The organism is Bradyrhizobium sp. LLZ17, assembly GCF_041200145.1.
GTDB lineage: Bacteria > Pseudomonadota > Alphaproteobacteria > Rhizobiales > Xanthobacteraceae > Bradyrhizobium.
Genome location: NZ_CP165734.1, coordinates 3,805,496 through 3,826,134, shown reverse-complemented (window position 1 = coordinate 3,826,134; position 20,639 = coordinate 3,805,496). Strand labels below are relative to the sequence as shown.

The following is a 20,639-nucleotide window of genomic DNA, read 5'->3' as shown; positions in this document are numbered from 1 at the left end:
TTGCCTGACTTCTAGGCAAAGGACGCTACGGTATTACCTTAAAGTCGTAGAGCCTCTTTCATTCCGGTGGCTTGGCGGCCTATAAGGCCGCGCTTCCCACGCTCACCTTGGCTGACACTTCCCTCACGAGACCACGCATGGCCGGACATTCCCAATTCAAGAACATCATGCACCGCAAGGGGCGGCAGGATGCCCAGAAGTCGAAGCTGTTCGGCAAGCTGGCGCGGGAAATCACTGTCGCGGCCAAACTCGGCACGCCCGATCCCAACATGAACCCGCGCCTGCGCGCGGCCATCATCGCGGCCCGCCAGGAGAACATGCCGAAGGACAATATCGAGCGCGCCATCAAGAAGGCGCTCGGCAATGACGGCGAGAACTATGACGAGATCCGCTACGAGGGCTACGGCCCCGGCGGCGTCGCCGTCATCGTCGAGGCGCTGACCGACAACCGCAACCGCGCCGCCTCCGACATCCGCTCCTTCTTCACGAAATCCGGCGGCAACCTCGGCGAAACCGGCTCGGTCGCCTTCATGTTCGACCGCACCGGCATCATCGAATACGACCGCAGCGTCGCCTCCGACGATGCGATGCTCGATGCAGCGATCGAGGCCGGCGCCGACGACGTGATCTCCGGCGAAGGTGGTCACGAGATCTACGCCTCGACCGAAAGCTATCGTGATGTCGCCAAGGCGCTCGAAGCCAAGTTCGGCGAGTCGCGCAAGGCCGCACTGGTCTGGAAGCCGCAGAACACCATCGCGGTCGACGACGAGACCGGCGAGAAGCTGTTGAAGCTGATGGACCTGCTCAACGAGCATGACGACGTCCAGCACGTCTACGCCAATTTCGAGGTGTCGGACGCGCTGATGGCGAAGATGGGCGGCTAGCGGCGTTCCCCTCGGACGGTGCGCTCGCGCGTGCGGCGAAAGGCGAAGAGGGTTGCGCCGCTTTCCCCTGTTACTTCCGTTCTGTTTCTGTTTCCCCCGCGACGGTCAGCCGCTATCACTGGCGCATGACTGCGCTCCCGATTCGTGGCCCCGTTCGCATCATCGGCATCGACCCCGGCCTGCGCCGCACCGGCTGGGGCGTGATCGAGTCCGAGGGCAATCGCCTCATCTACATCGCCTGCGGCTCGGTGGAACCGCCGGACGACCTCCCGCTCGCAAGCCGCCTGCTGGCGATCCATGAAGGGCTCGCCACGATCTTGTCCGAGCACAAGCCGATGGAAGCCGCGGTCGAGCAGACCTTCGTCAACAAGGACGGCGTCGCGACGTTGAAGCTCGGCCAGGCCCGCGGCGTCGCCATGCTGGCGCCCGCGATGTTCGGTATCTCTGTCGCCGAATACGCGCCGAACCAGGTCAAGAAAACCGTGGTCGGCGCCGGTCATGCCGACAAGCAGCAGATCGCGATGATGTTGAAGATCCTGCTGCCCAAGGCCGAGCCGCCGTCGGCGGATGCCGCCGATGCGCTCGCCATTGCCATCACGCATGCGCATCACCGCCAGAGCGCCGCGCTGCGTTTGAAAGTGGTGGGGATATGATCGGCAAGCTCAAGGGCCTGATCGATTCCTACGGCGAGGATTACGTCCTTCTCGACGTTGGCGGGGTCGGCTATCAGGTGCATTGCTCGGCGCGCACATTGCAGCATCTGCCCTCGCCGGGCGAGGCGGCCGTGCTCTCGATCGAGACCTATGTCCGCGAGGACCAGATCAAGCTGTTCGGCTTCCGCACCGATCAGGAGCGCGAATGGTTTCGCCTGCTCCAGACCGTGCAGGGCGTCGGCGCCAAGGTCGCGCTGGCCGTGCTCGGCACGCTGTCGCCTTCCGATCTCGCCAACGCGATCGCGCTGCGCGACAAGGCCGCGGTGGCGCGCACGCCCGGCGTCGGGCCCAAGGTCGCCGAGCGCATTGTCACCGAGTTGAAGGACAAGGCGCCGGCCTTTGCCAACGTCGATCCGGCCGTCGTGCATCTCGCCGGCGCCATCGACGACCACCGCGCCCCGCGTCCGGTGGCGGATGCGATCTCCGCGCTGGTCAATCTCGGCTACGGCCAGCCGCAAGCGGCCGCCGCCATCGCATCGGCATCGCGCAGCGCAGGTGAGAATGCCGAGACGGCGCAGCTCATTCGCCTCGGCCTGAAGGAGCTCGCGAAGTGAGTGCGGAAATGGTCAATCTCGTAGGGTGGGCAAAGCGAAGCGTGCCCATCATCTATAGAGCGATCAGCGACATGGTGGGCACGGCGCGAAGAGCGCCTTTGCCCACCCTACGATCTTGCGGAGTCCGCTGAGTGAGCGATCCCAAGGCCCCCCGCATGGTCACGCCCGAGCGCCGCAGCGACGATGTCGGCGACACCGCGCTGCGGCCGCAATCGCTGTCCGATTTCGTCGGCCAGCAGCAGGCGCGCAAGAATCTCTCGATCTTCATCGAGGCGGCGCGCAAGCGCGGCGAAGCGCTGGATCACGTGCTGTTCGTCGGTCCCCCCGGCCTCGGCAAGACCACGCTGGCGCAGATCGTGGCCAAGGAACTCGGCGTCGGCTTTCGCGCCACGTCAGGCCCGGTGATCGCCAAGGCCGGCGATCTCGCGGCACTGCTGACCAATCTCGAGGAGCGCGACGTGCTCTTCATCGACGAGATCCATCGCCTGAGCCCGGCGGTGGAGGAAGTGCTCTATCCCGCCATGGAGGATTTTCAGCTCGACCTCATCATCGGCGAGGGCCCGGCGGCGCGCTCGGTGAAGATCGAGCTGTCGAAATTCACCCTCGTCGGCGCCACCACGCGTGCCGGCCTGCTGACCAATCCGTTGCGCGATCGCTTCGGCATCCCGATCCGGCTCAACTTCTATACAATCGAGGAGCTGGAAAGCATCGTCACCCGCGGCGCCCGCGTGCTCAATGTCGGCATGAGCGCGGACGGCGCCAACGAGATCGCGCGCCGCGCCCGCGGCACGCCGCGCATCGCCGGTCGCCTCCTGCGCCGCGTGCGCGATTTCGCCTCGGCGGCCGATGCCACGTCGATCGACCGCGAGATTGCCGACCACGCGCTCAGCGCGCTTGAGGTCGACGCCGCCGGCCTCGATGCCATGGACCGCCGCTATCTCACGACTATCGCGATGAACTATGGCGGCGGCCCGGTCGGCGTCGAGACGATGGCCGCCGCGTTATCCGAGCCGCGCGACGCGATCGAGGACATCATCGAGCCCTATCTGATCCAGTGCGGCTATCTCCAGCGCACCCCGCGCGGGCGCCTGCTCACCTCGCACGCCTTCCGCCATCTCGGGATTGCCGAACCCTCGCGCGATGCGGCGCAGTTCGGCCTGTTCGGGACGGACGAGAGCGACGAGCGATAGCGACGGTCATGAACTTCCGGTAACCTCTGTGCAGACGATCTGCGCGAGCGCTCCCCAATTCCGCTCCAATCGGGCCGCATCACGAAAGGCGCATCACGACCGGGCTTCCATGATCTCGCGGCGTCATCTCATCCGTTCCATCGGCGGTCTGTCCGCCCTCGGCGTCTCGACCGCGGCTTACGGCGTCGGCGTCGAGCCGGTGCTGCGGCTCAGCATTACCCGCTATCATCCAACGCCACGACAATGGCCGGCGGATTTTCCGCTGAAGATCGCCGTGATCGCCGACATTCATGCCTGCGATCCCTGGATGTCGCTGGAGCGGATCGAGGCCATCGTCGATCGCACCAACGCGCTCGGCCCCGATCTCATCGTACTGCTCGGGGATTACGTCGCCGGTCATCACCATGTCACGCGCATCATCCCGGCCGGTGAATGGGCGAGGGTGCTGACCGGCCTCAAGGCGCCGCTTGGTGTTCATGCGGTCATGGGCAATCATGACTATTGGGACGACAAACTCGTGCAGCGGGCCGGGCAGGGGCCGACGGTCGCCCATCGCGCGCTGGAGGCGGCTGGCATACCCGTCTACGAGAACGACGTCGTGCGTCTCACCAGGGATGGCCGTCCGTTCTGGCTCGCCGGTCTAGGCGATCAGCTTGCCTTTATGCCGGCGCGGCGCCTCCGGAGCGCGGGGCGCTTCGGCGTCGACGATCTCGCCGCGACACTGGCAAAGATTACTGACGACGCACCGGTGATCCTGCTTGCGCACGAACCCAATATCGCACCGCGCGTGCCCGCGCGCGTCGCGCTGCAGCTGTCCGGCCACACCCACGGCGGCCAGGTCCGCCTGCTCGGCTGGTCGCCGGCCGTTTCGCCGCAGCATGGGCTGCGGCTGGCCTATGGCCATTTCCGGCTGAAATGCGACGTCATCATCTCCGGGGGCCTTGGTTGCAGCATCCTCCCGGTCCGCGTCGGCGTGCCGCCCGAAATCGTCGAAGTGACGCTGGGGCGAGGGCCGGCGCTGGCGTAAGCATGGAATTCTGCATCAAATGATGTCATATTTGATGTAGAGGTGCTGCCATGAGAACCACAATCGCGATCGACGACGAGTTATTTGCCAAGGCGCGGGAGTTTGCGGGTGTCAGTGAAAAGTCGGCTGTTATCAGGGAAGCCCTGAAGGCCTTCGTTGAACGGGAGGCCGCACGTCGTCTCGCGCGGATGGGGGGTGCTGAACCCAACGCGAAAGCTCCACCGCGTCGCCGGCCCAAATGAGCGTCTTGGCGGACACGTCGATCTGGGTCGACCACTTCCGTCGTGCGGATGCGCAGCTGGCTGGCCTCCTCGATCATGGAGACGTCGTTATTCATCCGTTTGTGATAGGCGAATTGCTCCTGGGAGGCGTGCCCAAGGCTTCCGACTTGCTCGACGATCTGAATTCCCTTCCCAGGGCGACGATCGCCAGCAATGACGAAGTCCTCGAGTTTATAGTCAAACGGAAGTTGTCCGGGTTGGGGATCGGATATGTCGATGCCCACTTGCTGGCATCGACGATGTTGACGATCGAGGCCTCGATCTGGACGCGTGACAAGCGATTGCTTGCAGCCGCTCGTTCGCTGAAATTGGCTGCCGATATCCAATGAGTGACCTCATGTCCCATCTCGACGGCGAGATCCGCAACGGCCGTCACCACATGCAGGTGCGCGTCTATTACGAGGACACGGATTTCCCTGACTTGCCGTTGTCGTAGTATGCAAACGTGCTGATCTCTCGCTCCTTGCTGCGGTTTTCGGGAAAAAGGTTCTTTCCGTAAAGCGCGGAGCTGTTCAGGTAGGGCGTATATTCGTAGGGCATACGCTTGCGAACCGGATGCACTACTATGCATTCAATCAAGTTGCGGAAGGCAATGCGAGTTTCGATCGCCTTCGGATTGGTTTTGAGCGCGGTAATAAGCTTTCTAACCTCCGAGCGGTATCGGTCATTGAATTTCGGGCGATCGAAGCCACTCACATTTTCTCCGCCACCGCCCAGCAGCCGCAAGCGCTGTTCAACGCTTTCCCGCTCCAGGTCGCACTCATCGATCCGCTTGAGCAATTCGTCCGGCTTGCGGCGGCTACTTGCGATGGCATAAGAGAGGCGTTCGATCTCGGTAGTCAATACGCGGTGTCGACGCTCTAGCTTACTGTGTTCGCTGCCATTGTTCCGATCGTTTTTGCGCTCCTCCTTCCAAGCACGCATCGCCTCTTCAATGGCTTTCGGCGAAAGCAATTTCGTTTGGATTTTCTCGGAGGCATCCTCGAGCAGAACGTCCATATCAAAGCTACGGGTGTGCTCGCAGGTGCCCCGCTGATGCGCGCTCGCGCATGCCGCGCGCGGTGCACCGTTACGCGAGGATTGAGCGATTCGCATATGGCCATTGCAGACGCCACACCGGAGCACACCGGCAAGCGGGTGCTCAGTGTTGCGCGGACTCACGGCGCGACGCCGCGGCTTGCCAGTCGGTCCGAACATAGATACGGCGCGCACGCTACGAACCTTCTGCGCTACATCCCAGAGCACTTGCGGAACGATCCGCAGCTCTGGCTTTTTGACTATAATGTGGCGTTCTGCCGGATTGCGGCGCTTCTGCTTCTTCTGCGTCTCTGGGTTGAGAATTGTCGAGCGAACGTTCCAATGTATCTCGCCGATATATAATTCGTTGCCGATAATGCCGCGACCATGCCGACCGCCTGTGATGCACTGATGGTTCCAGGTAGTGCGGCCGGCCTTGTTCTTGTGACGAGTTGCCCCTGGTGAGGGCACGCCTTCGCGGGTGAGGTCAGCGGCGATAGTTCGGGTCGAGCGGCCCGCTGCATATTCATTGAAGATGCGGAGCACGATCTTTGCTTCGTTCTCATCGATCACGCGTTCGCCGGGCGCGCCCGGCCTCGGCCGATAACCATAGGCGTATGAGCCAGGAATTCTTCCGTTGGCAACAGCGTTGTCATGGCCGCGCCGAACCTTTTCGGCGAGCTGCGGCTTGTAAATCGTGTTGTACAGACTTGCGATGCTGATGTCAGTGGCGGTCGCGTAGACTCCTTTCTGATCCATCAGCTCAACGCCGTTGAACTCGAAAACCTGCTTGAGACGCTGGATGGTTGCGGGATCGCGCGACAAGCGGTCGTAATGCTCAACGACGACTACGTCAAACTCCTGGTTTCGCACACCGTTGAGCAAGCGCTGATAGCCGTCCCGCGCACCTTCGGTAAGACCAGATTTTGCGGCATCCACAAACTCGCCGATGACATCGAGGTTGTTGCGCAATGCGACCTTGCGGCAGAGTAATAGCTGACCCTCAATCGAGCTCGCCTTTTGCATGTCGCTCGAATAGCGCGCGTATATTACGGCCGTTTTCTTCGATGACGGTGTCGTCATGCCGGTCCTCTATCGGCTGCCCCGAGCCATGATTTTCATCCCGTGCGATCTGACGTCCGATGGCGCGCGCCAACTCAAACCAGATTTCCTCATTGTCCGGATTATCCCAGCTCCGAGGATGGGAGGGGGCAAGCGGTCGAATGGTCGCTCGTTGTCTTCGGAAAGATCGGATGCGGGTAGGCATTTGCAAACTCGCGAGCGGAAGCTAGCGTAAATTTCCGCGCTGCGCTACGGCCAAGCCGCAGCGATTACTCGCAACGCTTCCCTCATGCTGACTTCGGCAGCGTCGAATGAAAATGAAATTCGTCAAGTGCCGCAGCGTGCGTGAGGGCACTCCTGGCGATGAGGCGCGTAGTCCAGAGCAGAAATGCTAAGCAAAGCGGAGTAAAAATACTTGCGGGTGGCGGCGGCGTAAGTTTGTTAGCGGGTGCGGGTGCGGGTGCGGGTGCGGGTGCGGGTGCGGGTGCGGGTGCGGGTGCGGGTGCGGCTGCGGGTGCGGGTGCGGGTGCCCGGTGCGTAGGAGCCGTCCTCGGTTCCCCAAAGATTGTAGTCACTGCCGCAGAGCCCCGGCGAACTGTAACGTTCAGCCCAGACGCGGTGGTCCGAGCCCAAGGACCCTTCGATGATTGGGTCTTTTCTTATTCCGCTTGTTCGATCGCTCTTGCGTCGAGGCTCCAAGAGCCAGCAATCGCGTCTTCGTGAGCTCCGCAGTAGGGCGCGAAAAGCACTGTCAGAAATACTCGTGTTTCTCAGCATGCTGTAACTGGCGCTCGGGCAACCGATTCGCCGGCAAGAGAGCCGGGCCGGTCAGCTGGCGGCCGGAAGGCTGACGCTCGAATCATCGCTCAAAGGCGCGATGGTTTCCAGTGTCATGTAACGGGCACGCTGGACGGCCCATTCATCGTTCTGTTCGAGCAGGACCGCTCCAATGAGGCGAACCATGCCTCCTCGTTGGGGAACATGCCGACCATATGTCCAAACCGGTTCACAGCCTTGCTGCACCACATCGACAAAGACGCTCTGCTTCGGGCGTTTCGACGACAAAAGCCGGCAGGCCGGCGCGGAGGTCGGCGGGATAACGGAGGCAAAGTACGAAGAGGGGCTCACGGATCAATCCGCGATCTCTGCGCACGGTCCACACTGTCCCTACCGGCTACAGCCGGTGCGGCGCGTCTACGTCCCCAAGCCGACGGGGGTAGGCAGCCTCTCGGTGTGCCGGCCGCTAGAGGACAAGATCGTCCAAAACGCGGTCGCCGAGGTGTTGGGCGCCGCCTATGAGGTCGAATTCCTCGGGCCTACGGCTTCCGGCCGCGCGGAATCCTCAGATGGAGCTTGATGCCCTTCATCCGGCTATGAGGACATATCCAGTGTCTTCGATTCGGTCGACCACGAGTGGCTGCTGCGGATGGTGGCGCACAGGATTGCCGATCCTCGTATCCTGCAGCTCATCGAGCTGCGGCTGCGAGCTGGCGTTCTTGAGAGCGGCTAGAAGCAAGACACACGCCGCAAAGGGCAGGATCAGTCCGCTCCTTTCCAACATCTTCCTGCATTGCATCCTCGATCTCTGGGTCGACCACTGGAGTGGTCGCCATGCACGCGCTCGCGTTGTGACCGTGCGCTTTGCGGACGACGTCGTCATCGGCTTCGAGAGCAACGCAGATGCCCAGGAAATGCTCTTGGCCCTCAAGGCGCGACTGGCCGACGCTCCATGCGGACAAAACCCGGTTGATCGAGTTTGGCGCGGTTCGCGGCCCTCCCGCGTCAGCCGCGTGGCGAGCGGTGGCCGACACCTTCGCCTTCCTGGGGTTCACTTACTGTTGCGGGCGGACCCGAGATGGCCGGTTCATCGTGAAGCCAAGACCGAAGGGAAACGCCTGTGCTCTCGAGCAACATCACAAGTCTCGCGCGGTTCATGCGGGCGTCGCGCGTCGACAAACGTTGGTATAGGTTCTGCAACCCGTTCTATATCGCCCGCTTACCTCTGTAGAGTTGAGCTGCCCGTCGGCTTGTCTGTAGTTTCAGCGTCGAAGCTGGATCGTCCGAACGGTGGGGCGGCGCGAAATCCTAAGCTGAGTTGATAAGTGTGCTGCAAGGCATTGCTGCCATTGAGGCGTGGGACGAGGTTAAATGGAAATACGTGAGCCCACTTCCGCGTTGGAGGTCCATCAGCACATTGTGTGCTTCCTCCAGAAGCAAGACCCAGTGATCCTGGACATCGGCTGCTACGACGGAGCTGACACTTGAGCTTGTCTGCGGCTTTGCCCAGAGGCTCAGCTCTACTGCTTCGAGCCGGCCCCCCGGGGCGGTTGCTAGCTTAAGAGAAACATGGGCTCTACCCTGAGAAGGTGCCCCTAGCCACAGTCGCCGCGTTGATGACTGTTGCTGTAGCCTGGCTTACTGGCGAATTTGCGTCAGTCTCTTGAATGCGAGCGTCGCGATGGCATTTACCGAGCTCTTCATCAAACGTCCGATATTGTCTATCGTCGTCAGTCTCCTGATCCTGCTGACCGGCGTTGGCGCGGCCACCGTTTTGCCAATCCGGCAGTATCCTAAGCTGACCAACACGGTCGTCAATATCACAACCTCTTATCCTGGCGCCTCCGCCGACATGATCCAGGGGTTCATCACCACGCCCCTTGAGCAAGCGCTCGGTTCGGCCGAAGGCGTTGATTACATTACGTCCTCCTCGGTGCTGGGTACCTCGACCATCCAGGTCTATATCAAGCTCAATTTCGATCCCAACGAGGCGCTCACTGAAGTGCTCTCCAAGGTCAACTCGGTCAAATATTTAATCCCTAAAGAATCGAACGATCCAGTCGTCACCAAATCTGCCGGTCAGACCACAGCTGTCATGTATATCGCCTTCTCCAGCGAAAAACTGACGGCCAGCGCAATCTCCGACTATCTCTCGCGCGTGGTGCAACCGGTTATGTCAACTGTAGATGGCGTCGCAGCGGCAGACATCCTGGGCGGCCAGAGTTTTGCGATGCGGTTATGGCTCGATCCCGCGAGAATGGCGGGCCACGGCGTGTCGCCAGCTGATGTTTCGGCTGCAATCGCGGCCAACAACTTCCAGGCTGCGGCCGGCCAGACTAAGGGCTATTTCACTCTCTCCGACGTCACGGTCAACACTGATCTGCGGAGTGTTGATGACTTCAAGCGTATGATCGTCAAAGCCAATGACGGCGGCTTTGTGCGCATGGAGGACATTGCGACAGTGGAGCTTGCGGCGCAGAGCACAAACGCCAGCGTCGCGATGAACGGCGAACACGCGATCTTCGTCGCCGTGCAGGCGAGCCCACAAGGCAATCCACTGACCATAGTGCAAGGCGTTCGGGCACTGCTTCCAGAAATGAAGCGCAGCCTGCCGCCATCGCTGAAGATGGAAGTGGCCTACGACTCCACCAAGTTCATCCAATCATCGATCGACGAGGTGGAGAAGACGCTCCTTGAGGCCGTCGCGATCGTGGTATTGGTGATCTTCCTGTTCCTGGCCTCGCCGCGGTCTGTCATCATTCCCGTCGTCACCATTCCGCTGTCCATTATTGGCGTCTACAGCATGATGCTGGCGCTGGGGTTCTCATTCAATCTGCTGACCCTCCTTGCGATGGTGCTTGCGATCGGTCTCGTGGTCGACGACGCAATCGTCGTGGTGGAGAACGTTCATCGCCATATGGAAGAAGGTGCGTCGCCCGCGCAGGCCGCTACGAATGGCGCGGGCGAGATCGTCGGCCCCGTCGTCTCCATGACGATTACGTTGGCCGCCGTGTACGCCCCCATCGGCTTTCTCGGTGGCATCACCGGCGCGCTGTTCCGCGAATTCGCGTTTACACTGGCCGGTTCGGTGATCGTGTCGGGCGTGATCGCGCTGACGCTGTCGCCCATGATGTGCGCGGTCTTCCTGAAGAGCGCTGAAGAGGGGCGGTTTGCAAAGTTTGTGACTCGTGTGTTCAGCGCCATGACGCGCTGGTACGGCCGCAAGCTCGACCGCTCGCTCGACTATCGCGCGGTTACCGGGCTGTTTGCGCTGACCATGCTGGGCCTCGTCGCCTTTCTCTATATGCATACTTCCAAGGAACTCGCACCCGAGGAGGATCAGGGCATCGTATTCGCACTGACAAAAGCGCCGAAATACGCCAATATTGATTACCTGGATTATTACGGCGCCAAGCTCGACAAGGCACTCCAGAAGTTTCCCGAGACGGATTTTCGCTTCGTGCTGAACGGCATCAGCGGTCCGCAGGGCGGCATGGCCGGGATGTTGCTTAAGCCTTGGGCCGAGCGGAAGCGCTCATCGATCGCGCTGAAATCGCTGGTCCAGGCCGAGCTGTCCAAACTCGAAGGCATCAACGCATTTGCCTTTAGCTTGCCGCCGCTTCCGGGCGGTTCGGGTGGCTTACCAGCGCAGATGGTGATCAAGTCGACGCTCGGTTTCCAGTACATCTACGAGCAGATGTCGAATCTGAAGGATGCCGCGCGCAAGAGCGGTCTGTTCATGGTCAGCGACTCTGACCTTGAGTTCAACCAGCCGGGGGTGCGGATCAAGGTCGATCGATCCAAGGCGAGCGACCTTGGCATCACCATGCAGAACGTCGGTAGCGCGCTCGCGACCCTCCTTGGCGGAAACTACGTCAATCGTTTCAACCTGCAGGGCCGCTCCTACGAAGTGATCCCGCAGGTGCCGCGCGAGAAGCGCCTGACGCCGGAATCACTTGGGGGCTATTATGTCAAGACTGCGGCGGGCTCGATGCTGCCGCTATCGACCGTGGTCTCCATCGAGACTGCGACCGATCCGAACGCACTCACCCACTACAACCAGCTCAACTCCGCGACCTTCCAAGCCGTACCGATGCCCGGCGTCACGATCGGTCAGGCTGTGGACTTCCTCGAGGGCGAGGCAATGAAACTGCCCGCAGAGTTCAGCCACGACTTCCTCGGGGACGCCCGTCAATATGTGCAGGAGGGTAACAAACTGGTTATCACCTTTGCGTTTGCACTCATCGTCATTTTCTTGGTGCTTGCGGCGCAGTTCGAAAGTCTGCGCGATCCCCTCATCATCATGTTCAGCGTTCCCATGGCAATCGCCGGCGCCTTAATCCCGCTATTCTTTGGCTTGGCGACTATGAACATCTACACCCAAATCGGACTGTTGACATTGGCCGGGCTGATATCCAAGCACGGTATTCTGATGGTCCAGTTCGCCAATGAGCTGCAGATCAAGGAGAGACTCGATCCCCGCTCGGCGATCGAGATGGCGGCGCGCGTCCGCCTCCGTCCAATCTTGATGACCACCGCGGCGATGGTCACGGGCCTCTTACCCTTGTTGACCGCAACGGGTGCTGGCGCCGCGAGCCGCTTCTCGATCGGGCTCGTGGTCGTCGCGGGTATGTCCATCGGCACGCTGTTCACGCTTTTCGTGCTGCCGGCGCTCTATGTCGCGATCGCGTCGGATCACCGCGCCGACGCGAGTTCCGATCACGTCCAGAACGCCGCCGAGCTCGCCTTCGTCGGAGCATCCGATGTCCACCTGGCCAAGCGATAACCGTAACGATCAACCCGGGTTTGCTCGATCGCTCCGCTAGCGTGGGGGCGCTGCTCGCCGACCGCGGTAACTTGATCGCACTGGGTGCCTGCAGTTCATGGGGCGGACAGGAAGGATGATCCGCGGCTGCTGCGCTTCGTCTCATCTACTGCTTGCCCGAGGTGAAGGACTACATCGCGACCACCGACGGATGCCTGGGAGGGGTTCACGTTGCCTTGCGCGTCCGGACCTTCAAGCCGGTGGTGCGAAGCTTGGGGGGTATCATGTGTTCGGCGAAGAGCGCGTCGCGGATCCGTTTCTGCTCCGACAGGCGGATGCTGTTGTTACCGAGCGGGCCCACCGCCACGTGATTTGCCGGAGATCACGGCAGCATAACTCGCAAGACTGACCTCGCCCGTGACAGGGACAGAGTCCATGTTCCCCCAATGAGTGGCGTACCCATTTTTCAATTGGTTCTTGATGGAGAATTATTCACTTCCTGACCGCGCTGCATTGCTGTCTGAAAATGGACCGCTGATTTGCTGCAGGCCTAGGATAGTTCCCAAGAAATTCAATCCCCGCGAATTCTGGGCGCGACACGAGCCGGCGCAAGACGCGAAGTCCGGCGATTGCTCGAGCGCGGCCGCCATTTTGGCTAAGGTTTGGGGATCGGATGTTCCCGGGATGAACCCGCGATCGGTGCGGGCCTGACTGCACTCTATCGGATGCGGCGGGGCGAGGCATCGGTTCGTATGGACAGCTGTTTGCCCGGTTTACGTCCGCAGCTATCGGCTGGGTGGAAATAACCAGTCGGCCAAGGGACGCATCCGTGACCAGTCAGCGCGGACGCTCGAGTCCAGCACCTCGCCAGCTTCAATTGAGGCTTCGCCCGCCGAAGTGTCGAACGGGGGGTATTGACGGCGATGTGTATGGCACGCTCGCGGACGTGCGGGTCGCGCGATCCTGCATGCACCCGTGCTCCTCGCATTGGCGGCTAGCGCCGACCTGCTGCAGCACCAAGTCGCCCAGCCGCGTAGCGTCCGGGATGACGGGTCGTCTCGCCGGTACAATCATCGAATTCGCTCCTGAGGACAAATCCCCTCAGATCGTTCCGGCGGTTAGCCAACGCGGGATTCCGAATCGTTTGGCCGGAAGCTTTTCGAATGCCGTCAGGTGATGGGTGTCCTCATAGCCAAACCGGGCGCTGTCCTCTGATCTCCCGTCAGACCCAAGGGGTCTTCCGTGAGCGCGGAAATCGCCGCGGGCGAGGCGGATGAAGAGCCGAATCGCAGATCGAGCAAGTCCGCTTCTGAGCCGAAGAACGACAGGCACGCCGCATCGACATAGGCCCAAATGAGCGCTGAAGTCAGCGATCGGGTCCGTCATATTCCGCCCAACTATCGGTCGTCTCGTACACCCTCACGCTCGAGAGTTGGGCGAGGTGCGGTTTCGCGTGCTCCCAGATCCAGATGGCGATATTTTCCGCCGTCGGATTTTCCAGTCCCGGGACTTCGTTCAGGTACTGGTGATCGAGCTTCTTTATAAGAAGGCCGAACGCTTCCTCCATGTTGAAGAAATCCATTACGGATCCGGTGTGCGGATCGACGGCCCCGTTCAGCACGACCTCGATCCGATAGGAATGACCATGCATCCGATGACAGCGATGTGTCTGCGCGACGTTTGGAAGTCGGTGCGCTGCCTCGAACTTAAATGCTTGGGATATCTTCATGTGATACCGAGTGTTTGTGGAACTGCACGCTGAGTCGCCATTTCGGCTGAGCCAGGCAGTACGCGATGGCCCGCCGCTCGACGGCGTCAGGGCGGTCTGTCGGTCGAAGCAGAAATTGTCCAAGCCACTCTCATCGACCGGTCTGGCAGGCTGCCGGCTGCGGCCACACGAATTTTCAGTTCGTGTCCGCGAGTGACGGCCTACGCGGCGCGATTTGCTGACGCAAATCCAGTCACCACGCTGGCCGGGACCGGCAGCCTGCTGTTCGTCTATCGCGACGAGGACCCGATGTCGTGCAAAGATTGCACGACATCGTCGAATGGCAAAAGTGGTTCTGAGCACGTTCATTACGTGTGCCATGCAGACGATGGAGCGTCTACTACAAGATCCGGTAGATGCCAAAACCAACTTGAGGCCCTAGGGTCCGGCCGCGTTCCCCCATCGATCATCATCGATAGAAGTGAACGCAACCGGCACGAGGCCTAATAAAAGGGCGGAACGGCACTGTCAGAACCTGGGTGGCTACCCACGAGCACCTCAGTCGGGATCCGCGTTCTTCAGAGGCGCGGAAGGCTACGACTGATGGGAGGCGTATGCATAGGAAAATCGACCAGGCAAAAAATCAGCTTTGGTGAAGAGCAGATCCGGAGAGGATTGCGCTGAGTACGCCATCGGCGAATTTGGAAAACCTAGAGACACCTTCGTCGTGAATGAGCCGGATGCGGAATTCGCAATCGACAGCGAGCGCAATGTGATGCCAAAGAAAAAACAGCACGTCGATCTAACGGACCAGAATCTCTTGGGTCTTATCCTGCGGCTCGCCATTCCGTCTGTTGTTGGGTTATCGATCCATGCGCTGCAGCAGGTCGTCAACGCGATCTTTGTCGGGGCCCTAGGTGCGCAGGCGATCGCAGCTGTTAGCATGACCTTGCCGATCGTGGTCCTGCTCGCCGCAGCCGGACAGGGGATCGGTGTTGGAACAGCGTCGTTCATATCTCGTCATCTGGGCGCTCGTGAGTACCTAGAAGCGAGTCGAGGCGCAAGTACAGCACTCGCGCTCACCGCCCCGATCGGTATTATAGTTACCCTCGCTGTGCTTCCAAATCTGCCAGGGATATTCGCAACGCTCGGAGCAACCCCAAGCATCGTGCCCGTTGCGCTCGACTACGCGGGAACGGTTTTGTTGGGGTACACCCCGATGCTACTAAATACCGTCAGCGGGTTCATTGTCAGAGCCGAGGGCTATACACGATTGAGCATGTGGGCGATGATGATCGCGTTTATACTGAACGCTGTGCTTGATCCCGTCTTCATATTCTTACTTGACTTCGGCGTGCGAGGCGCAGCCCTCGCAACGCTGGTATCCCAGATCGCTGCTTTTGGACTCTATATCGCGTTTTTTTCGAAGCTTGGCGGGACAGTTCTCGTCAGGATATCTCACATATCATTGCGAGCAGATCGCATCAGGCAGCTCGCGTTGGTAGGCGCGCCGGCGACAATGACGAGTATCCTGTCTGCTATTGCCGTTATGCTGTTGTACGCAGCTGCTGCGCCGTTCGGCGATGATTCGATCGCCGCGGTTGGAATAGCTGTGCGTATCTTGATGGTCGGTGCACTGCCTATCACCGGGTTCTGTATTGGCGCTCAAGCTATCCTGGGGTTCGGTTGGGGCGCACACGACTATGCTCGTATATTGAAGGCTGCGAAGTTCATGCTCTTCGTGACGATCGCATTCTCGGTGCTGTATTCTGCGGCCGTTGTGATTTTTGCGAGGCCTTTGGTGAGCCTATTTAGCGACAACGAGAACGTCACCGAAATTGCCGTCTCGACCTGCATCGTGTTCCATCTCTTCTTTGGACTGTTTGGGGTGCAGAGTTTCGTGACGGCAATGCTTCAGTCATTTGGGAGAGCGCGCCTCAGTGCAATTGTGTCCTTGGCCAGGCAGGGGTATCTCTTCATACCAGCCGTACTGTTATTCCCGCTGGTAGCGGGTTTTAACGGACTGTTAGCCAGTCAAGCGCTCGCAGAGCTTGGCGCCGGAATAATCGCTCTCATCGTCATGTTCAACCAGTTCGGCGAGCTCAGACGAGCGCTCCGGCACGGTCCTTCAAGAGCGATCGGGATAGCGGGTTGAGCTGAGAACGGATATGATCGAGGCACAGAGCATTGGGCGCTAGCCTCCTGGGAGGCTCGCCGTTAAGGCGTGATGGGACTAGCTTCGATAGCCTGAGTTTTTGAGGTAATTGGCGCATTCTTCGGGTGCAAATGCATCAAGGAGTTCGCCGATGGCGGCGCAGACCGCATCGACGGTTCGTGCGGTTGCCTTGCGGAGCAGATGCTCGAGTTTGGCAAAGACTTGTTCGATGGGGTTCAGGTCAGGTGAGTGTCCCTTCCATGTTCGGCACGTAATCTACGCTCACCGGTTCAATGATCCTGCAACGACCCTGCGCGAGGAGATCCCCCAGCTTGCCTTGTGCGGTCTGTCACGAAGTTAAAATTGGTCGGATCTTCCACAAAGCGGCGATTCGCGTCCCTTTCTCCGTCAGCCACCTCAGCAGCAATCAATGAGAGCGCGAAGGCTTGCCAGGCTTTGCATCTGCCGACGCAATCCTAATGGCTCCGTCCGACGTGACCTTCCAAGCGATGACGTATTCGTCCTACGTTCTAATGTCGCGGTGCCTGCGCCATGAAAAGAAGATGTAGTCAGTTCGGTCAATCTGTCCAGCGATGCTCTCACCATCTAGCGGTCGCCAAGTCACGCGTCTGTGCGGCTCACATCAGGTGTCTGAGCTTGGCGAAGCCCTGCTCGATCGGATTGAGGTCGGGGCTATACGGCGGCAGGAAGAGCAGATGGGCTCCAGTGGCGCGAATGGCATTGCGCGGCGCCTTGCCTTTGTGACTGGCGAGATTGTCGAGAATGACAAGTTCACCCCTTGCGAGGGTCGCGCCAGCACCCGTTCGATGTAAAGGGTGAAGAGCTCGCCGATGATGGGGCCGTCGATGACCCATGGGGTGCTGATCCGCTCATGGCGCTGTGCCGCGATGAAGGCCATGATCCTCCAGTGGCCGAAAGGCGCCGAAGCCTGGAGCCGTTGCCCACTCGGTCCCCAACCTCGTAGCGGGGCATGTTGGTCTTGATCCAAGTCTCCTCGATGAAGACAAGGCGTGAAGCGATAATCCTGCCCTGATGGGTCTTCCAGCGCGCCCGCTTACGCGCGATATCGGGACGATCTTGTTCGGGTGGCAGGATCGCTTTTTTTGAAGCTCAGCTTCTCGGCGTGAACGAACGTCCACACCGCCCGCACATCTGTCTTGATCCCGCGCGCAGCCAGTTCCTGCGTCAGCTTCCGCAAAGTGAATGGTCCAGAGCGAATGTGTTTGCGCAGCCATTCGGCGTTGGTGCCGACAGAACCGGCTTCTTGTGACCGTCGATCCTGCCGGGCGAAACGCTTCCGGTCTCCGCCGCAGATTCTTCCAATTCGTCACACAGGAAGGACTGATCTGAAGTGCTTCCGCAATGAAACGAACCATCTCGCCCCCGTCAGCCCTCACCAGAGCCAGCTCACGAAGATCTTCCGAATAGGGTCGCTTCATCCATGCTGGCCCCCGTTCCCTAGCATCATAAATTGTCCCCTCTGGGAATCCCGATTGCGGCAAAAAACAACATGCTGTTGCACCTTGGCCTCTGGCGGCCTGCGCCAGTCAGACCGCTTTGGCGGTCACTGTCTTTATCAGCCGGCGGCCACGGCAGTCACCGGCTCGGGGCATGGTATATCCTCCTTTTCAGTAGCGCCCAAATGATCCCCGCCGTCGTGCTGGCTTTCGCGACCGTCACATCACCAGCATCAGCTCCGATCTTCGCGGCGCATCACTGCCCAGGTCAGCCAAACCGCCTAAGCCCGCGCCACAGGCCATCAGCTGCTGCCCCCGGGGGCGGCAAACCGATGGGACGGTACGATTCCAACTTTGCATTCGGACAAAGCCCCGGTCGTGATCTGGACTGACATCATCGTCCGAAACGGATCGACGCTGCAGATCGGAGGCATGGCGAGCACGGACACGGACAGCTACCACGGCTTCAATGATGAGCTCGACAACCATTAATTTCCAGCTCTTCGGACCTACGATCCTGATTGGCGCGATCGCCGCACGAAACAGCTCTTCAGAGACGCTTGGCCGCGTCGTCGAGCAAACGATCGGCAAGCCCTCGAGGTCCGGCCACACCGGAGATTCGACCGGCTATATATCTTCAACATCCTCCTGGATCAGGACATTGTTTTTCCAGCATTTGCCGCTGATAAAAGGCGCCGTGCACGCACCTATTGTATCATGGACGTAGCCGCGCCTCTCTTTGTCAAGGATGAGTGCGCCGCCTTTGTCCACGAGGTTAGAACTTGACGCGATGGCCGCCGCGCATGAGTTCCCTCTTGAGCCTGTGGTTATGGCCGACGCGGGCATCGATGTGTAGGTGCCAGCGAGTTCGCGGATATGGGTATCCGCAGACACGTCCGACCAACGGCCGATCATCCAATGCGACGGCCATCCCGAAAGGAGTGAAGCGACCTGCCACAATGCGCTCAAGCGCGTAAACTTGATCTAGAGGCCGCGCCGATCTTGCGTCTCGTCTTCGGCACCATCATGCGTGTTCATTGACAGTAAGCCCAGTTCTAGACCATGGCTTTGAGATCCCAGTGGGTCTAAGGACGCAATTGATCGAAGTCGCTGCTTGGAATGCCATTGTGATGCTGGTGAGCGCTCAATCAGGAAAGCACGCAAATAGACGTCATCAGCTTGCTCATTTCGCGCAGGAAGGCGATGATACTCAGCTGCTCGGCAGCGCCTCGGAAGAGCCAGCAAAGAGCGCCTTCGGTTGAGCGCGATAGGACCGATCATCGAGAAGCGCGTCACACCCAAGCGTGAGGACGCTCACGGGATGAAGAAGGCGAGCTTGCCCGTCTGTCGGGTAGCGTCAATTATGATGCTAGAATGCGGGGTAATCTCAGGACAGAGACATTGTTGCGTGGAAGGAATGCAAAAGTGCCCCGCAGTGCGGTAGACCATTCGACCGAATGCTCCTCGCAATGCCGCAACGGCGCAATCGCCCGAGATGTTCGCGTACATCGCCAGAAACTTCGATGCCGAGTTCCTCAACGAGTTCTCGGGCAAGGCCTGGCGTGGTGTTTCACCCCCTTCCACCGGTCCGCCTGGCTGCACGAACATTTTGGTCCAACGCTCGCGTACCAGCGGAAGGTTTCGTGCGACATTCGTGGTAGGGCACGCGGCGATCCGCGCTGTGGGCACGGCTGCGGCGTTATCCATCAAGCAACGACCCCTTTTTTCGATCACCCTCTGGGGCCGCTTGCGGGAGAACTATCAGCAGAGGGATGATGACGACCATACCAGCTGCCAGCATCACTCCTGATGGGCCGGCTACAGTCAACATCTGGGCGCCAAGGACGGCTCCGAAGCCGATGGCCGAATTGATGACCGCCGAGTGCATCGCGGCAGCAGTTATTACTGTCGAACCGGCGGCGCGCAGGATCCAGGTCTGGAGTCCCGCGAACAGCGCCGCGACGGCAGCGCCCCAGATGACCAGCAAGACAAGGACCCGGCCTGTCCCCAAGTGGGGACCAAACGATCCAAGGCCTACGAGCGCCAGACACAGAGCAAGCAGCCCCGCAGTGATGATCGGCTTCATGAAGCGGTCGATGAGGACGCCCGCCAGGATGTTCCCGAGGAATCCTGCTCCGCCAAAGCCGAACAACAGCGCGCCAATCATGACTTGGGCAACGTTTGGAATCTCGCTGAGGAATGGTTCTATAAATGTGTACGCCCCGAAATGCGCCGCCGCCATGAATGTCGTTACGGCATAGATCCCCAACAGGTCACGCCTGCGGCAGACTGATCCAAGCTCTCTCCATCCTGCTGGCGTCCCGGCCTGCATTTTCGGAAGAACTGCCACCATCAGGGCTGAGGTGATCAGTCCGATGGCGCCAATTAATCTGAACGCTGCGCGCCATCCGCTCACCTGACCGACGAAGTTCGCGAGCGGCACACCAACAACGGTCGCCATCGAGATCCCGCCGAATACGATTGCCATCGCAACACCCATACTGCGGGACGGCGCAATCTTAGACGCAACCGCAGCCGCCATGGCCCAATAGAAACCGTGAACGACAGCGCCCACCGTGCGTGCCAGCAACAACCCTTCGAAAGTGTGAGACATCGTCGCCGCAAACGTTGTTGCGGAAAGGATAAGAGTCAAGGCGATGAGTAGCGGCTTGCGAGGAAACTTCTGAAGCAGAACGGGCGACAACAGAGCGCTGGCAGCACCGATCCAGGCATAGAGGGCCACCGTGAGCCCGACCGCTGCCTGATCTCGTCCGAGATCGCGAGCGATCTGAGACAACAGCCCGATAGGTGCGATCTCTGCCAAGACGATGTGAAACGAGGCGATGCCTAGCACGATGACGGCGAGCCAGATGCGGAGCGAAGATTCTGTGCCGTCACTCGTCATTATTAAATATCACTGTACGAAGGATCCGCCCGTTTCATTTGTCGATGATCAGCCGCTGCTTGTACGCATTTTTCATCCATGGACGTGGCGCCGCATGGCATGGGCGTCTCTCCGGATGTTAAT

General features: G+C 60.1%; 14 protein-coding genes and 3 pseudogenes. 11 read left to right on the top strand and 6 right to left on the bottom strand.

Features of this window, described 5'->3' with window-relative positions:
• Positions 1–137: 137 nt before the first annotated feature.
• The 8 genes and pseudogenes from AB8Z38_RS18535 to AB8Z38_RS18500 all read left to right on the top strand — a co-directional run.
• Positions 138–884 carry a YebC/PmpR family DNA-binding transcriptional regulator gene (locus AB8Z38_RS18535; protein ID WP_369726414.1) on the top strand — a complete coding sequence of 249 codons (747 nt, stop codon included), beginning with the start codon at positions 138–140 and terminating at the stop codon, positions 882–884.
• Between the two features lie 125 nt (positions 885–1,009).
• Complete coding sequence (ruvC, locus tag AB8Z38_RS18530) at positions 1,010–1,537, top strand: crossover junction endodeoxyribonuclease RuvC (RefSeq protein WP_369726413.1); 528 nt, start codon at positions 1,010–1,012, stop codon at positions 1,535–1,537.
• On the top strand, positions 1,534–2,151 hold the full coding sequence (ruvA, locus tag AB8Z38_RS18525; protein ID WP_369726412.1) for a Holliday junction branch migration protein RuvA: 618 nt from the start codon (positions 1,534–1,536) through the stop codon (positions 2,149–2,151). The genes ruvC and ruvA overlap by 4 nt, the downstream gene beginning before the upstream one ends.
• A gap of 131 nt (positions 2,152–2,282) precedes the next feature.
• Positions 2,283–3,341 (top strand): Holliday junction branch migration DNA helicase RuvB, encoded by a 1,059-nt coding sequence (gene ruvB, locus AB8Z38_RS18520; RefSeq protein ID WP_369726411.1) that lies wholly within the window; start codon positions 2,283–2,285, stop codon positions 3,339–3,341.
• Between the two features lie 109 nt (positions 3,342–3,450).
• Complete coding sequence (locus AB8Z38_RS18515) at positions 3,451–4,368, top strand: metallophosphoesterase (RefSeq protein ID WP_369726410.1); 918 nt, start codon at positions 3,451–3,453, stop codon at positions 4,366–4,368.
• Positions 4,369–4,418: 50 nt separating this feature from the next.
• Entirely contained in the window at positions 4,419–4,610 is a 192-nt protein-coding gene (locus tag AB8Z38_RS18510; protein WP_369726409.1) for a type II toxin-antitoxin system VapB family antitoxin, read from the top strand.
• Positions 4,607–4,978: a type II toxin-antitoxin system VapC family toxin gene (locus tag AB8Z38_RS18505; RefSeq protein ID WP_369726408.1), complete on the top strand. Its 372-nt coding sequence runs from the start codon at positions 4,607–4,609 to the stop codon at positions 4,976–4,978. Before AB8Z38_RS18510 ends, AB8Z38_RS18505 begins: the two co-directional genes overlap by 4 nt.
• A pseudogene (locus AB8Z38_RS18500) lies at positions 4,975–5,064 on the top strand (acyl-CoA thioester hydrolase); the annotation flags it as partial. The gene AB8Z38_RS18505 and the pseudogene AB8Z38_RS18500, both read left to right, overlap by 4 nt.
• On the opposite strand, the gene AB8Z38_RS18495 reads toward AB8Z38_RS18500, so the two are convergent.
• Together AB8Z38_RS18495 and AB8Z38_RS18490 are read right to left on the bottom strand one after the other, a co-directional pair.
• A complete protein-coding gene (locus AB8Z38_RS18495; RefSeq protein ID WP_369726407.1) occupies positions 5,046–6,749 on the bottom strand; it encodes a recombinase family protein in 1,704 nt (567 codons plus the stop codon). The pseudogene AB8Z38_RS18500 and the gene AB8Z38_RS18495 sit on opposite strands and share 19 nt — an antisense overlap.
• 807 nt (positions 6,750–7,556) lie before the next feature.
• Positions 7,557–7,717, bottom strand: a pseudogene (locus AB8Z38_RS18490) (IS256 family transposase); the annotation flags it as partial.
• A gap of 1,469 nt (positions 7,718–9,186) precedes the next feature.
• Between AB8Z38_RS18490 and AB8Z38_RS18485 the strand changes: the two are divergent.
• The gene (locus tag AB8Z38_RS18485; RefSeq protein ID WP_369726406.1) at positions 9,187–12,291 is read left to right on the top strand and encodes an efflux RND transporter permease subunit; all 3,105 of its coding nucleotides are present in this window, start codon (positions 9,187–9,189) and stop codon (positions 12,289–12,291) included.
• 1,345 nt (positions 12,292–13,636) lie between these two features.
• On the opposite strand, the gene queD is transcribed toward AB8Z38_RS18485, so the two are convergent.
• Positions 13,637–13,999, bottom strand: a complete 363-nt coding sequence (queD, locus tag AB8Z38_RS18480; RefSeq protein WP_369726533.1) for a 6-carboxytetrahydropterin synthase QueD — start codon at positions 13,997–13,999, stop codon at positions 13,637–13,639.
• Positions 14,000–14,753: 754 nt separating this feature from the next.
• Between queD and AB8Z38_RS18475 the strand changes: the two genes are divergently transcribed.
• Entirely contained in the window at positions 14,754–16,133 is a 1,380-nt protein-coding gene (locus tag AB8Z38_RS18475) for an MATE family efflux transporter (RefSeq protein ID WP_369726532.1), read from the top strand.
• 78 nt (positions 16,134–16,211) lie between these two features.
• Here AB8Z38_RS18475 and AB8Z38_RS18470 read toward each other — a convergent pair.
• Positions 16,212–16,385, bottom strand: a pseudogene (locus AB8Z38_RS18470) (IS630 family transposase); the annotation flags it as partial.
• Positions 16,386–16,771: 386 nt separating this feature from the next.
• Complete coding sequence (locus AB8Z38_RS18465) at positions 16,772–17,008, bottom strand: transposase (RefSeq protein ID WP_369726405.1); 237 nt, start codon at positions 17,006–17,008, stop codon at positions 16,772–16,774.
• A gap of 1,700 nt (positions 17,009–18,708) precedes the next feature.
• On the opposite strand from AB8Z38_RS18465, the gene AB8Z38_RS18460 reads away from it, so the two are divergent.
• Complete coding sequence (locus AB8Z38_RS18460; RefSeq protein ID WP_369726404.1) at positions 18,709–18,873, top strand: hypothetical protein; 165 nt, start codon at positions 18,709–18,711, stop codon at positions 18,871–18,873.
• Positions 18,874–19,310: 437 nt separating this feature from the next.
• Here the strand turns inward: AB8Z38_RS18460 and AB8Z38_RS18455 are convergent, their stop codons facing one another.
• Positions 19,311–20,516 carry an MFS transporter gene (locus tag AB8Z38_RS18455; protein WP_369726403.1) on the bottom strand — a complete coding sequence of 402 codons (1,206 nt, stop codon included), beginning with the start codon at positions 20,514–20,516 and terminating at the stop codon, positions 19,311–19,313.
• Positions 20,517–20,639 lie beyond the last annotated feature (123 nt).